Annotated in this window: 13 protein-coding genes; 8 read left to right on the top strand and 5 right to left on the bottom strand. The window is 74.9% G+C overall.

Features of this window, described 5'->3' with window-relative positions:
* Window positions 1-257: 257 nt before the first annotated feature.
* Both ACFXOZ_RS14445 and ACFXOZ_RS14440 read right to left on the bottom strand, forming a co-directional pair.
* On the bottom strand, window positions 258-743 hold the full coding sequence (locus ACFXOZ_RS14445; RefSeq protein ID WP_380523276.1) for an SRPBCC family protein: 486 nt from the start codon (window positions 741-743) through the stop codon (window positions 258-260).
* A 70-nt stretch (window positions 744-813) separates the two neighbouring features.
* The gene (locus tag ACFXOZ_RS14440; protein WP_380523277.1) at window positions 814-1,515 is read right to left on the bottom strand and encodes a TetR/AcrR family transcriptional regulator; all 702 of its coding nucleotides are present in this window, start codon (window positions 1,513-1,515) and stop codon (window positions 814-816) included.
* Between the two features lie 59 nt (window positions 1,516-1,574).
* Here ACFXOZ_RS14440 and ACFXOZ_RS14435 point away from each other — a divergent pair, with 59 nt between their 5' ends.
* From ACFXOZ_RS14435 to ACFXOZ_RS14425, 3 genes are all read left to right on the top strand, one after another.
* The gene (locus tag ACFXOZ_RS14435; RefSeq protein WP_380590367.1) at window positions 1,575-3,008 is read left to right on the top strand and encodes an aldehyde dehydrogenase family protein; all 1,434 of its coding nucleotides are present in this window, start codon (window positions 1,575-1,577) and stop codon (window positions 3,006-3,008) included.
* A 122-nt stretch (window positions 3,009-3,130) separates the two neighbouring features.
* A complete protein-coding gene (locus ACFXOZ_RS14430) occupies window positions 3,131-3,262 on the top strand; it encodes a hypothetical protein (RefSeq protein WP_375896225.1) in 132 nt (43 codons plus the stop codon).
* A gap of 80 nt (window positions 3,263-3,342) precedes the next feature.
* Window positions 3,343-3,693, top strand: a complete 351-nt coding sequence (locus tag ACFXOZ_RS14425) for a hypothetical protein (protein ID WP_380590365.1) — start codon at window positions 3,343-3,345, stop codon at window positions 3,691-3,693.
* Here the strand turns inward: ACFXOZ_RS14425 and ACFXOZ_RS14420 are convergent.
* Window positions 3,669-4,190, bottom strand: a complete 522-nt coding sequence (locus tag ACFXOZ_RS14420) for a hypothetical protein (RefSeq protein ID WP_375896230.1) — start codon at window positions 4,188-4,190, stop codon at window positions 3,669-3,671. The genes ACFXOZ_RS14425 and ACFXOZ_RS14420 overlap by 25 nt on opposite strands.
* A 53-nt stretch (window positions 4,191-4,243) precedes the next feature.
* Between ACFXOZ_RS14420 and ACFXOZ_RS14415 the strand changes: the two genes are divergently transcribed.
* On the top strand, window positions 4,244-5,185 hold the full coding sequence (locus ACFXOZ_RS14415) for a sigma-70 family RNA polymerase sigma factor (RefSeq protein WP_380590362.1): 942 nt from the start codon (window positions 4,244-4,246) through the stop codon (window positions 5,183-5,185).
* A gap of 151 nt (window positions 5,186-5,336) precedes the next feature.
* Here the strand turns inward: ACFXOZ_RS14415 and ACFXOZ_RS14410 are convergent, their stop codons facing one another.
* Together ACFXOZ_RS14410 and ACFXOZ_RS14405 are read right to left on the bottom strand one after the other, a co-directional pair.
* Window positions 5,337-5,855, bottom strand: a complete 519-nt coding sequence (locus ACFXOZ_RS14410; RefSeq protein ID WP_380590360.1) for a DinB family protein — start codon at window positions 5,853-5,855, stop codon at window positions 5,337-5,339.
* A gap of 109 nt (window positions 5,856-5,964) precedes the next feature.
* Window positions 5,965-6,540 carry a nucleosidase gene (locus ACFXOZ_RS14405; RefSeq protein ID WP_380590358.1) on the bottom strand — a complete coding sequence of 192 codons (576 nt, stop codon included), beginning with the start codon at window positions 6,538-6,540 and terminating at the stop codon, window positions 5,965-5,967.
* A 537-nt stretch (window positions 6,541-7,077) separates the two neighbouring features.
* Here ACFXOZ_RS14405 and ACFXOZ_RS14400 point away from each other — a divergent pair.
* From ACFXOZ_RS14400 to ACFXOZ_RS14385, 4 genes are all read left to right on the top strand, one after another.
* The gene (locus ACFXOZ_RS14400; RefSeq protein WP_380590355.1) at window positions 7,078-8,391 is read left to right on the top strand and encodes a hypothetical protein; all 1,314 of its coding nucleotides are present in this window, start codon (window positions 7,078-7,080) and stop codon (window positions 8,389-8,391) included.
* Window positions 8,392-8,408: 17 nt separating this feature from the next.
* Window positions 8,409-9,401, top strand: coding sequence for a glutamate ABC transporter substrate-binding protein (locus ACFXOZ_RS14395; RefSeq protein WP_380590352.1), 993 nt, complete (start codon window positions 8,409-8,411; stop codon window positions 9,399-9,401).
* A gap of 221 nt (window positions 9,402-9,622) precedes the next feature.
* The gene (locus ACFXOZ_RS14390) at window positions 9,623-11,068 is read left to right on the top strand and encodes a hypothetical protein (RefSeq protein ID WP_380590349.1); all 1,446 of its coding nucleotides are present in this window, start codon (window positions 9,623-9,625) and stop codon (window positions 11,066-11,068) included.
* 5 nt (window positions 11,069-11,073) lie between these two features.
* Window positions 11,074-13,647 carry a tetratricopeptide repeat protein gene (locus ACFXOZ_RS14385; RefSeq protein WP_380590346.1) on the top strand — a complete coding sequence of 858 codons (2,574 nt, stop codon included), beginning with the start codon at window positions 11,074-11,076 and terminating at the stop codon, window positions 13,645-13,647.
* The last annotated feature ends 1 nt before the right edge of the window (window position 13,648 follow it).

Genomic DNA, 13,648 nt, shown 5'->3' with positions numbered 1-13,648 from the left:
GTTCCCCCCGGTAAAGCGGTTGATGGGATCACCATACTCATGGATCGGACGTACGTGCAAGACAAACGTCCAAGACGTACGTACGAACCGTCCACGCCGCACGGGGCCGCGCGGGACACCCCCCCTGGCGCGGACGTGCAAGACGGACGTCCGTCCGAGACGAATGTGCTACACGGACGTCCGATCCACTCCGCCGCCAGGGAACCACCCGCAGGCCGACGCCCCGGCCCGCTCCGCCACCTGGCCGCCCGGGCGCATCAGGCCGCGCCGAAGTGCCGCTTGGTGTCCGCGACCAGGGTCCGCAGGAAGGACCGGTTCGGCAGGTCCGTCAGCGCGGCCGGGCGGGCCAGCAGCGGGTTGGGCTCGAAGGCGAAGGTCCAGGTGAACCTGGTGCCGGTCGGGGTGGGCTCGACCAGGTAGTCCTCCCCGAAGCGCCGGAACAGCGGCAGGCTCGCCGAGGTGACGCAGAAGGAGTGCCGGGATCCCTCCTCCCAGCGCACGAACTCCTCCCGCAGGCGCAGCAGCCGCATCGCGGTGATCTCGCGGGTCGTGCCGACGCCGTGCGGGGGTCGCGAGGTGTAGCGGCCGCCGGCCAGGCCCCGGCACCAGGACAGCGGCGCGTCACCGGCGAGCCCCCGCCAGACCGTCTCCGGCGCCACCGGGAGGTCCAGCACGTACGCGTGGCGGTGCGGCGCGGTGTCGAAGAAGGACGGGTCGAAGCGTTCGAGCGTGAACCAGGGCATCGGGGCTCCTCTTCTCACGGGGTCTCACGGGTCTCGCGGATCCAACGGATCTCACGGATCTCACGGGGCCTCACGGGCGGACGTCCCGAGCGTCCCGACCGCCCCGCCCACCGCCCACCGCCCGCAGGGCGAAGGGCAGCAGCCGGTCGGCGGTCTCCTGGGCGGTGGCCTCGTCCACGTCCTCGGGCAGGTGCGGGGTGAGCAGGAAATGGGTCATCACCGGTCCGACCACCACCTCGCCGAGCAGGTCCACGCCGTCCAGCGGCGGGATCTCCCCGCGCTCGACGGCCCGCCGGACGACCTCCGCGACCCGCCCGTACACCGGCTGGAGGAAGGCCGTCACCAGCGCCTGGGCCAGGGCGGTGTTGTGGGCGGCCTCGCCGATCAGGGCGCGGATCAGCCGGCCGGGCTCGCCGGTCATGCTCGCCGCCTTGTCCCGCAGGACGACCCGCAGGTCGCCCTCCAGTCCGCCGGTGTCCGGCTGCTCGTAGGAGCTCTCCCCGTGCAGCGCGGCGGCGGCGATCACCAGGTCCTCCTTGGACGACCAGCGGCGGTAGAGGGTCGCCGTGGAGACCCCGGCCCGAGCCGCCACGGCGGCGGTGGTCAGCCCGCCGTAGCCGCTCTCCGCGAGGACGGCGAGCGTGGCGTCCAGCAGCGCCCGGTCCCGGGCGGCGTCACGGGGGCGCCCCCGGCGCGCCGTGGCGGCCGGTGCGGTGCTGGAGGTCGTGGTGCCGGACCGGGTGGCGCTGGACGGGGTGGTGCTGCGGCTCATGCCGGAAGTCTACCGAGAACTAGAAACGAAATCGTTTCGTTTCGTTTATGCTCGACGGCATGAGCCTCTCTGCCGAAGCCACGCCCACAGCCGCGCCCGCCTCCGCCGAAGCCACCCCCACAGCCGCGCCCGCCGCGACCGTCGCCCGCCTGCACGCCGCCTTCGCCACCGGCCGCACCAAGCCCCTCGCCTGGCGCAAGGCCCAACTCCGCGCCCTGCGCCGCCTGCTGGTCGACCAGGAGGCCGTCTTCACCGCCGCCCTCCACGCCGACCTCGGGAAGAGCGCCGCCGAGGCCTACACCACCGAGATCGGCTTCACGGTCAACGAGATCGACCACACCCTGCGCCACCTCGACGGCTGGCTGCGCCCGCGCCGCATCCCCGTCCCGCTCGCCCTGCAGCCCGCCCGGGCCCGGACGGTCCGCGAGCCCCTGGGCACCGTGCTGATCATCAGCCCGTGGAACTACCCGCTCCAGCTCGCCCTGGCCCCGCTGGTCGGCGCGCTCGCCGCGGGCAACTGTGCGGTGGTCAAGCCCAGCGAGCTCGCCCCCGCCACCTCCGCCGCCCTCGCCCACTGGCTGCCCCGCACCCTCGACCCGCAGGCCGTCGCCGTCGTCGAGGGCGGCGTGCCGGAGACCGGCGCCCTGCTGGAGCAGCGCTTCGACCACGTCTTCTACACCGGCAACGGCACCGTCGCCCGCATCGTCATGACCGCCGCCGCCCGCCATCTCACCCCCGTCACCCTGGAGTTGGGCGGCAAGAGCCCGGTCGTCGTCGAACCCGGCACCGACCTCGCCACCGCCGCCCGCCGGATCGCCTGGGGCAAGTTCATGAACGCCGGCCAGACCTGCGTGGCCCCCGACTACGTCCTCGCCATCGGCGACACCGCCACCGAGCTCGAACGCCAACTCACCGCCGCCGTCCGCGAGATGTACGGCACCGACCCGGCCCGGAGCCCCGACTACGGCCGCATCGTCAACGAGCGCCACTTCGACCGGCTGACGGCCCTGCTCGCCGACGGCCGCATCGTCACCGGCGGCGACCACCACCGCGCCGACCGCTACCTCGCCCCCACCGTCCTGGCCGACGTCGACCCGGACGCCCCGGTGATGCGCGAGGAGATCTTCGGCCCCGTCCTGCCGATCATCCGCGTCCCCGACCTCGACGCCGCGATCGCCTTCGTCACCGCCCGCGACAAGCCCCTCGCCCTCTACGCCTTCACCGCCTCCGACACCACCAAGCGCCGCCTCACCACCGAGACCTCCTCCGGCGCCCTCGCCTTCGGCGTCCCCAACGCCCACATCGTCGTCCCCGGCCTCCCCTTCGGCGGCGTCGGCGAGAGCGGCCTCGGCCGGTACCACGGCGCCCACTCCATCGACACCTTCAGCCACACCAAGTCCGTCCTCGACAAGCCCCTCCTCGCCGACCCCCTCCGCCCCGCCTACCCGCCGTTCACCCCCCTCAAGTCCCGCCTCCTGCGCCGCCTCCTCTGACCGGCACGACGGCGAATCGACTCAGTCCGGCTGAGTACCCGTACGGATGCGGAGCACCCCGGCCGCCCCTAGCGTTCTGCGAGCCAGAGCGCACGCATGACGACGACGGGGAAAGGCACACCATGGACGCCATCGCGATCCGACCGGCCGAACGGCACACCTCCGCGAGCACCCTGCACAACCCGGGTCGCCCGGGCAGCTCCGGCGACGACCCCGACACCGGCTGGTCCAGGCGGCGCGGCCGCCGCCCCTGACCGCACCGCCGCCGCACCGCCACTCCGCCGCCGCACCGGCTACGCTGCCGATCGATCGTCAACTCACCCCGGGGGGAAGCATGGTCAACCAGATCATCGGCAACGTCACCATCGGCGGCCAGGTCATCCAGTCGACGAGCGTCACCATGGACGGCCCGGGCCGGAGCAACCCTGGCCCGGACGGCCCGGACGGCCCGGACGGCCCGGACGCGGGCGACTCCGCCCGCAGCACGGCCGACCTGGCCCGGGGCGTCACGGAGGACCTCGCCCACCCGGGCGCACAGGTCCGGCTCACCCACGGCGAACACCGTGCCGTCCTGCGCCTGCTGGCGCACCTGGACGACACCGGCGCCCCGGAGGCCGCCGTGGCCCGCGAACTGGCCGACCGGCTCCGGGGCCGATCGGGTCAGAGCCGGAACAGCGGCTGGTAGGCGTTGCCCTCCACGGCGTTGAGCAGCACGTACGACGGCCCGAGGCCGAGGGTGACCTCGCGCAGACGGGCCAAGGCCTCGGCCGCGGTGGGGACTTCGAGCCCGATCGCGGCCGCGGCCGCGTCCCGGTCGGCGAGCAGGTCGGGCTCGTCGGCCAGGTAGTCCTCGGCCGCCTCCGTGCTCTCCTCCTCGGTCAGCCGCACGCAGTCCCGCCACCACGGCACCGCCAGCAGCAGCCGGACCAGCTCCTCCAGACCGACGGCCAGCAGCGCCGCGCCGCCCTCCGAGTCGGCGTAGAGGACGGGGCGTTCGTCGCCGCCCTCGCCGCAGAGGAAGAAGGTGCCGCCCGCACCGCACTTGGCGACCTCCTCCAGGGCTTCGCCGGAGGCGAGCACGACCTCCTCCACGTGGGAGTAGGCGTCGAGGGAGAAGTCCCCGGGCCAGAGCAGGTAGTCGACGGTGGCGGGGGTCGCCCGCAGGCGATCGAGGAACGACATGCCGCACACCCTACGAGCCCGCTCCGACAACCCCGACGAAGGAACGAGACACGGTGAACGAAACAGGCGGTACCGGCGGAACCGACGAGGGAGCCGCCCGGACCGCGCTCTTCGAGGAGCACCGCCCGCACCTGCGCGCCGTCGCCTACCGGATGCTCGGCTCGGTCAGCGAGGCCGACGACGCGCTCCAGGACGCCTGGCTGCGGTACGACCGCACCGACACGGCCGCCGTGGCCAACCTCGGCGGCTGGCTGACCACGGTGGTGTCCCGGGTTTGCCTGAACCTGCTGCGCGACCGCGCCGCCCGCCGGGAGGAGCCGCTCCAGCCGGTCGGACCGGACGGCGCGAGCGGCCCCGAGCGGCTGCCGGACCCGCTGCTGCGCCGGGAGGGGGTGGTCGACCCGGAGCAGGAGGTGATGCTCGCGGACTCGGTCGGTCTGGCGCTGATGGTGGTGATGGAGTCGCTGTCGCCCGCCGAGCGGGTCGCCTTCGTGCTGCACGACCTGTTCGCGGTGCCGTTCGAGGAGATCGCCCCGCTGATCGAGAAGACCTCGGCAGCGACCCGCCAACTGGCCAGCCGGGCCCGCCGCAAGGTGCAGGCGCAGCCCGCGCCCGACCGGGACCTGGGCCGTCAGCGGCTGGCCGTGGACGCCTTCTTCGCCGCCTCCCGCACCGGCGATCTGGAGGCGCTGGTCGCCGTGCTGGACCCGGACGTGGTGCTGCGCTCGGACGGCGGCGCCGGGCTGGCCCGCCACACCGTGGTGCTCACCGGTGCCGCGACGGTGGCCGGGCAGGCCGTCCTGTGGGGCAGGCTGTCGCCGTTCGCCCGCCCGGCGCTGGTCAACGGCGCCGCAGGCGCGGTGGTCATCGGCGCCAACGGCCGGGCGCTGTCGATCATGGCGTTCACCGTCGTGGACGGCGCGATCACCGCGATCGACGTGATCGCCGACCCGGAGCGGCTGGCGGCCTTCGACCTCTCGGCCTTCCGGGACTGACGGCGACCGACCGCAACCTGCCACGACCGGCCACGAGTGAACCGCCGGGGGTGGGGGGGGGGGGCCCCCCGCCCCCCCCCCCCCCCCCCCCCCCCCCCGGGGGGGGGGGGGGGCCCCCCCCCCCCCCCCCCCGCCGCCTCACCGCCCGGCCTCACCGCCCGACGGCACCGTCCAGCTGCTCCCGGATGATGTCCGCATGCCCGGCGTGCCGCCCGGTCTCCTCGATCATGTGCACCAGCACCCAGCGCAGCGACGGCCCTTCGACCGCGTCGGGGCGCAGCGAGCGCACGCCCGGCCGGTCGAGGTCGGGGGCGGCCGCGACCACCGCGTTCGCCCGGGCGATCGCGTCCCGGTAGGCGGCGACCGCCGAGGCCGTGGAGAGCTCCGCCAGCGGGGCGTCCGACGTCAGGGCCGGCTCGTCCCCGAGGCCGCCGTACGCGTACTCGAACCAGTTGTACTCGACCACGGCCAAGTGCCGCACCAGCCACAGCAGGCTGGTGCCGGAGGCGACCCCGGGCCGCCGGGCGTCCTCGTCGGAGAGGTCCTCCACCTTGCCGATCACGGCCTCGCGCAGGTAGTCGAGGAAGGACAGCAGGGTGGTCCGCTCATCGGCGTTCAGGCCGGGCGGACGGACGTCGGGGCGCGGGCTGGGCGCGGTGTTCTCGGTCACCGCGCCACCCTAGCCACCCGAACCGACACCCCGACGGCCGGCCAACCGGCCCGACCGCCAACCAACCCGACGACCAGCCAGCCCGACGCCCCGACGACCAACCGCCCCGTCACCACCCCTGCGCGTGCACCCAGTCCGCGAGGTGCCGGGCGCAGCCGTCGACCGACTCCTGCCAGCTGCGGGCCGCACCGTCCCCGGCCTCGTCGCTGACGTACTTGACCAGCCGCACCGGCACCCCGGCCCGGTGGGCGACGGCGGCGACGGCGTAGCCCTCCATGTCGACCAGGTCGGCGTGCTCGGCGAGTCGCTCCTTGGCGTCCGGGGAGTCGACGAACAGGTCACCGGTGGCCAGCACCGGTCCGTCGCCCTTGCCGACCACCAGCGGGGCGCCGTAGCTGCGGCCGGTGAGGTGCTGGAGGGCGGCGGTGTTCAGGTCGTGCTGGATCACCTGGACGACGTGGTGCATGCCCTCCCAGCCGGGGCGCAGCGCGCCGGCCGTGCCGAGGTTGATCACCTCGGAGGGGAGTTCGCCCTGCGCCAGCACGGTGGCCAGGGCCGCGGTGGCGTTGACCTTCCCTATCCCGGTGAGCAGCACGGGCAGCCGGTCGTCGAGGTGGGCGGCCTCCTCGCGGACCGCGACGACGAGCAGCGGGCGGTCGGGCGAGATCGTTCCAAGCAGTCGCATGGGGCCCATGGTACGGAGCACGGGGGTGCCGGGCCCGGCGGCCGCGCGGCACGGAACCGCGGGGGCCCCGGCGGGCGTCGCAGCGGGCGCCAACCTCTCCGTGGGGCCGGTGCGATCGGTGACAACCGGTGACAATCGGCACAAGCCGTACGGAGGCGTGCGGAAACCGTGCACGACATGCTCAAGATCGGCGCAAGTCAGGTGTGGCCGGAGGGAGTCACGGCCATACTGCTGCCATCGGTCGGGCCCGGGGAGACGGGCCGGCCCCAGGGGAGGATGAGGCGGGTGGCGACACCAGTAGGCAACGGCGCACCGGGCGCCGCGTTCCCGGCACGACCGGGCACGCCGCCGGCCGCACCGGGGACGGCGGCGTTCGGCGCACCAACGGCGACCCCGGGCGCACCGGGCGCACCAGGTGCACCGGGTACCCCGGCATCCCCGGCACCCCGGGGAGCGGCGTTCCCTGGTCCGGCCACGCCGGGACCGGGCGCCGCACCGCCCGCGAAGCGGCCCCGGGGCACCGCGCCGGAGCGCGGGGTGCGCGCCCGGCTGGCCCAGGCCACCCGCACGCCCCCGGGCCGGCTGCGGATGGCCGGGGTGGTGCTCGCGGTGCTGACCGTGGCCTTCGGCGGGCTCACCGCCTGGCAGTTGGAGACCAGGGCGCAGGCCGCCGACCGGGTGGTCTCGTACAGTCAGCCGCTCAGCCGGGACGCCGCCGAGATCCACCGCTCGCTGGCCGACGCCGCCACCACCGCGGCCTCCGGCTTCCTGCTGGCCGGCGCCGAGCCGAAGGACGTCCGGGCCCGCTACGAGCAGGACCTCGCCCAGGCCGCCAAGCTGATCTCCCAGGCCGCCGCCCGGACCACCTCGACCTCCCCGGCCCAGGACTCACTCGCCCGGCTGAACCAGCAACTCCCGGTGTACGCCGGTCTGGTGGAATCCGCGCGGGCCGACAACCGGCAGGGCATCCCGCTCGGCGGCGCCTACCTGCGGTACGCCTCCGAGCAGATGCAGACCGTCCTGCTGCCGGCCGCCGCCGAGCTGAACACCATCGAGAACCACGAGCTGGTGACCGACTACGCCGCGGCCCGGTCCACGCCCTGGGGCGCGTACGGCCTGGCGGTGCTCACCCTGGCCGCGCTGGGCTGGGTGCAGCTGACCCTGTTCCGCCGCACCAACCGGGTGTTCAACGTCGGCCTGCTGGGCGCCACCGCCGCCGTCCTGGCCGGCACGCTCTGGCTCGCCGTGGCCGGGCTGACCACCGGCTCGGCGTTGAAGAAGAGCGACCTCGAAGGGGCCTTCCCGCTGCAGGCCCTCAACTCGGCCCGGGTGGACGTGCTGACGGCGCGCCTGGCGGAGAATCTGAACCTGGTCGCGCGCGGCTCCACCGCCACCTACGCCACCCAGTACGACGACGTCACCAAGCGACTCGCCGGGACGGCCGGCAAGGGCACCCCGATGCGCGACCGGGCGGGCACGCTCTCCAACGCGCTGATCCTCGCCCCCTCCGCCGCGGACCAGCCGCTGGCCACCGCCGCCCAGCAGTACGACGAGTGGCAGGACCGGTACCGCAAGGCGCGCACCGCCGAGGTCGACAACGCCGACTACCAGGGCGCCCTGAACGCGACGGTGTCCGCCACCGACACCACCACCACCGCCGACGCCGCCTTCAACGCCACCGACCGGGCACTGGCCCAGGCCGCCGACGCCGAGCAGGCCCGCTTCACGGCGTACGCCGACGGCACCGCCGGGGACCTCCGGCTGGCGGCCGGCGCCGCCGCCGTGCTCGGCCTGGCGGCCGCGGTCGCCGCGCTGCGCGGCCTGGGCCGACGACTCGCCGAGTACCGGTAGAGGGGGAACGGACACTCATGCGCACACGGACACTCACGCGCGGCACGACCGTACCGACCAGGAGCGCCGCCGCACTGGCCGTGCTGGCCGCCTGCGCGGCCGTGCTCGGCGGGGGCGGCCCCTCCGGCGCCGCACCGGCCGGGGCCGCCGCCGCGACCACCGCGACCGCGCCGCAGGCCGTCCAGCAGAGCCAGGACCAGTCCGACTCCTGCGACATCTACGCCAGCGTGCCGCCGAGTTCGGTGGACGGCCCCGCGGTGAAGGCCATCAAGGGCAAGCGCAGCCTGGTGATCGGCGTCGACCAGAACAGCTACCGCTGGGGCGCCCGCAACCCGAACACCGGCCAGATCGAGGGCTTCGACATCGACCTGGCCCGGGCGATCGGCACCGCCATCATGGGCGACCCGGACAAGGTCGTGCTCAAGCCGGTGGCCACCGCCGACCGGGTCGACGCGGTGCAGAAGGGCCGGGTCGACCTGATCGTCCGCACGATGACCGTCAACTGCAAGCGGATGGAGCAGGTCGCCTTCTCCAAGCCGTACTTCAGCATCTCCCAGCGGGTGCTGGTGCCGAAGACCTCCCCGGCGAAGAACCTGGACGAGGCGATCGGCGGCAAGAACGTCTGCGTCGCCAAGGGCTCGACGGCCGCCGACGTGATGGACCCGGCCAAGGGCGCCAAGAAGGACGCCAGGGCCCAGCTGACGGTGGTGGAGAACCAGTTGGACTGCCTGGTCCTGATGCAGCTCGGCAAGGTCGACGCCACCATGACCGACGACGGCCTGGCGGCCGGTCAGGCCGCGCAGGACCAGACCGTGCGGATCGTGGACGGCGACGTGCAGCCCGAGGTGATCGGCGTCGCCATGCTCAAGACCAGCCCGGACCTCACCGCGCGGGTCAACCAGGTGCTGGCCGACTACCACGCGAGCGGCGACTGGGGGCGCAGCTACGACCGCTGGTTGAAGCCGTACATGCTCAACGACGCGGAGCGCTACTGGCCGGTCCCGCACTGAGCACCGCACCGGCCGCGGTGCCGGGCGCCGCATCGCGCACGGAGCACCGCTGACGCGGGGCGTTGACGCCGTCTTGACGCCCCGCGCCCGCACCGCCCGAGCGGCCACCGGCTAGGGTTCGGGACGATCACCACGGGGAGACCGGTGGTGGACACGGGGGTTGTCGTGGGATCGCACGTCGCACAGGGCGGGATCGCACGCGAGGAAGGAAGGACACCGCGGTGGCGGCATCGGCTGGCCCGGTACTGAGCCGGGAGGAGGTGGACCGCGCGCTCGCGCGCCTCGGCGCGGAGCGGGACGCGGTCGAGTCGGCGCTGCTCGCCCTCCAGGACCACCCGGGCCTGCGGCTGCTGGACGGCGCCGAGCTGTCCGGCCGCACCCTGGAGCGCTGGTCCGTCGCCGGCAAGGGGCTGCCGCTGCTCTGGGCGCTGTTCGACCGCTACTCCGAGGCGCTCGCCTCGGCCCGCGCCGTCCGGGCCCGGAAGGCCAAGCCCGGCGGGCCCGAACTCGCCGAGCTGACCGAGCTGCTGACGGGCGACGCGGTGACCGTCCCGGGCGGCGCCGTGCCGGACGGGCCGCAACTGCTGGGCGCGCCCGCCAAGCTGGTCGAGCGGATCAGCCTGGACGCGCTGATGGCCCGGATGAACTCCTGGTACGCCACCGTGCTGGAGGTGGTCAGCGCGGCCGACGCGGTCTGGTCGGCGCTGCCGGCCCGGATCGACCTGCTGCTGGCCGAACTGCACCGGGTGCACACGCTGGCCGCCTCGCTCGGCGTGCGCCCCGGCAGCCACCCGCTGGGCGACGACCTGACCGGGCTGGAGCGGGACCTCACCGAGCTGCGCACCGAGGTCCGCGAGGACCCGCTGGCCCTGTGGCGCCCGGCCCGGGTGCCCGCCCAGCGCGGCACCGTCCCGGACGGCGAGGCCTTCGCCTCTCCCGCCGGGGTGGTGGACACCGAGCGCTTCGACCGGGCCGGGCGGGCCCTGGACGGCGTCCGGCTGGAGCTGGAGAACCTGCTGCGGCTGCGCGACGACGCCGAGGAGCGCCTCCAGGGCGTCGGCGACCTGCTCCAGCGGGCCGACGCCACCCTGGCCGAGGCCCGCCGGGCCCGCGGCGAGGTGCTGGCGAAGATAGCCTCCAGCGACGTGCCCGCGGTGCCCGGCCCGGCCTCGGCGCTGCGCGAACGGATCGTCACCGCCCTGGACCTGCGCCAGGCCGGGCAGTGGGGCCGGCTGGCGCCGCTGCTGGACGCGCTGGAGGACGCCGCCGCCAAGGAGCTGGCCCGGGCCCGGCACTCGCTCACCGAGGTGACCCAGCCGCTGGCCGTCCGGGCCGAGCTGCGCGGCCGGCTGGACGCCTACAAGGCGATGGCGGCCCGGATGCGGGTCGCCGAGGACCCGGAAGTGATCGAACGGTACGAGAAGGCGCGCTGGCTGCTCTGGAGCGCGCCGTGCGACCTGCGGGCGGCGGCCGCCGCGGTGGCCCGCTTCCAGCAGTCGCTGCGCCCGGCCCAGGCCGAGGCCTCCGACGGCGCACAGGCGCCCGGGCAGCAGGCACACGGGCAGCAGGCGAACGGGCACCAGTCCCACGGGCACCAGTCCCACGGGCAGCAGGCACACGGGTCGGCCGGCCAGACGCCGGTCGACGGACAGGTACAGGGGGGCTGAGGTTGATGGGCGAGACGTGCGTGCGGCCGGAGTGCTCCGGCAACGGCACCATCGATGCGGACGGCTACTGCGACGAGTGCGGGCTGACCCCGGTGGGGACCACCACGGTCCCCCCGGCCGCCGCCGGCGCCGCCCCGCCGACCGCCACCGGGCCGACCACCGGGCCGACCACCGGGTCCGCCGCCGGGCCGGGCTCGCCGTGCCCGCGGGACTGCTCGGGCACCATCGACGCGGACGGCTACTGCGACGAGTGCGGGCTGACCCCGCCCGGCGGCGACACCGGCGTCACCCAGCCCTACGTGCCGTCCGCCCGGGTCACCCCGGACTCCGCCCCCGGCGGCTCGATGCGCTCGCTGTCGGCCCGCACCGGCTCCGGCCGGTCGATGTCCGGCCGCTCCCGCTCGCACCGCTCGACCCGCACCGGCAGCAGCCGCTCGGTCTCGGTGCGCTCCACCCGCGGCAGCGTCAGCGCCGGCACCCGCAACCGGCTGGGCGCCGGCCTGGTCACCGTGCCGACCGTGGAGACGGCCGACCCGGCGCAGGCGGTGCTGGAGAACCCCGAGGTGCCGGAGCGCAAGCGGTACTGCTCCAAGTGCGAGACCCCGGTGGGCCGGGAGAAGAACGGCCGGCCGGGCCGCCCGGACGGCTTCTGCACCAAGTGCGGCACGCCGTACTCCTTCACCCCCAAGCTGCGCCGCGGCGACCTGGTCGGCGGCCAGTACGAGGTGCTCGGCTGCCTGGCGCACGGCGGGCTCGGCTGGATCTACCTGGCGGTGGACCGGCGGGTCAACGACAAGTGGGTGGTGCTCAAGGGCCTGCTGGACACCGGGGACGAGGACGCGCTGGCCGCGGCCGTCGCCGAGCGGCGCTTCCTGGCCGAGGTGGACCACCCGAACATCGTCCGGATCATCAACTTCGCCGAGCACCCGGACCTGCGCACCGGCTCCACCGACGGCTACATCGTGATGGAGTTCGTCGGCGGCAAGTCGCTCAAGGACATCGCCAACGACCGCCGCACCCCGGACGGCCGGCGCGAGCCGCTGCCGGTCGAGCAGGCGATCGCGTACGCGCTGGAGGCGCTGCCGGCCCTGGGCTACCTGCACGGCCGGGGCCTGGTCTACTGCGACTTCAAGATCGACAACGTGATCCAGAGCGGCGACACGCTCAAGATCATCGACATGGGCGCGGTCCGCCGCTTCGACGACGACGGCGCGATCTACGGCACCATCGGCTACCAGGCCCCGGAGATCGCCACCGACGGCCCCTCCCCCGCCTCCGACCTCTACACCGTGGCCCGCACCCTCGCGGTGCTCACCTTCGACTTCCAGGGCTACAGCACCACCTACCGCGACTCGCTGCCCGGCCCCGAGGACGTCGAGGTCTTCGCCAGGTACGAGTCCTACTACCGCTTCCTGGTCCGCGCCACCGACCCGGACCCGGCCCGCCGGTTCTCCTCCGCCGAGGAGATGGCCGACCAGCTCACCGGCGTACTGCGGGAGATCCTGGCCCTCCAGGACGACCGGCCCCGGCCCGCGCCGTCCACCCTCTTCGGGCCCGAACTGCGCGTCGTGGACACCGAGTTGGTACTGCCCACCACCCAGCCCGGACAGCTCCGGGTGGCCGGGCTCGACCCGGCCGCAGCCGCCCTCGCGCTGCCCGTCCCCCGGGTCGACCCGGGCGACCCCAACGCCGGCTTCCTCGCCACCCTGCTCGCCACCGACCCCGAGGAGGCGCTCGCCGCCCTCGCCGGCGCCCCCGCCGTCTCGGTCGAGAGCCGGCTGCGCGAACTGCGCGCCCTGCTCGAACTCGGCCGCCACGGCACGGCCGTGCAGGAGCTCGCGAAGCTGGAGCAGGACCACCCGGACGACTGGCGGGTGGTCTGGTACCGCGGCCTGGTCGCCCTGGTCGGCGCCGCCTCGGACCTCGCCGAGGACCCCGCCGGCACCGCCGCCGAGCCCCGCCTGCGGGCGGCCGCCGAGGCCTTCGACGCGGTCTACGACGCCTTCCCGGGCGAGGCCGCCCCCAAGCTCGCCCTCGGCATCTGCGCCGAACTGCTCGGCGACGGCGGCGACGCGGCCGAGTTCTACCGGCTCGTCTGGACCACCGACCAGTCCTACCTCAGCGCCGCCTTCGGCCTGGCCCGGGTCCGCCTCGCCGAGGACGACCGGCCCGGCGCGGTGCGGGCGCTGGAGTCCGTCCCGGCCACCTCCAGCCAGTACACCGCCGCCCGGATCGCCGCCGTCCGCGCCCGGCTGCGCGAACGGGCCGCCACCGACCCGCTCGCCGTCGACCTCGCGGCCGGCTCCGACCAGCTGACCGCGCTGCGCCTGGACGACCGCCGCCGCGAGGAGCTCTCGGTCGAGGTGCTCGGCGCGGCCCTCGGCTGGGTCGGCGCCGGCTCGGCCGGCGCCCCGCAGGGCACCGGCCCGGTCGTCCTCGGACGTCCCGCCGTGGAGCGGGAACTGCGCTTCGCCCTGGAACAGTCCTACCGGGTACTCGCCCGGTTGGCCGACCGGGCCGAGACCAGGATCGAGATGGTGGAACGGGCCAACCGGGCCCGCCCCAGGACGTGGGTGTAGC

The sequence above is a fragment of the Kitasatospora sp. NPDC059160 genome (assembly GCF_042755465.1).
Classification (GTDB): Bacteria; Actinomycetota; Actinomycetes; order Streptomycetales; family Streptomycetaceae; genus Kitasatospora.
This window is presented reverse-complemented; position numbering and strand designations above follow the sequence as displayed.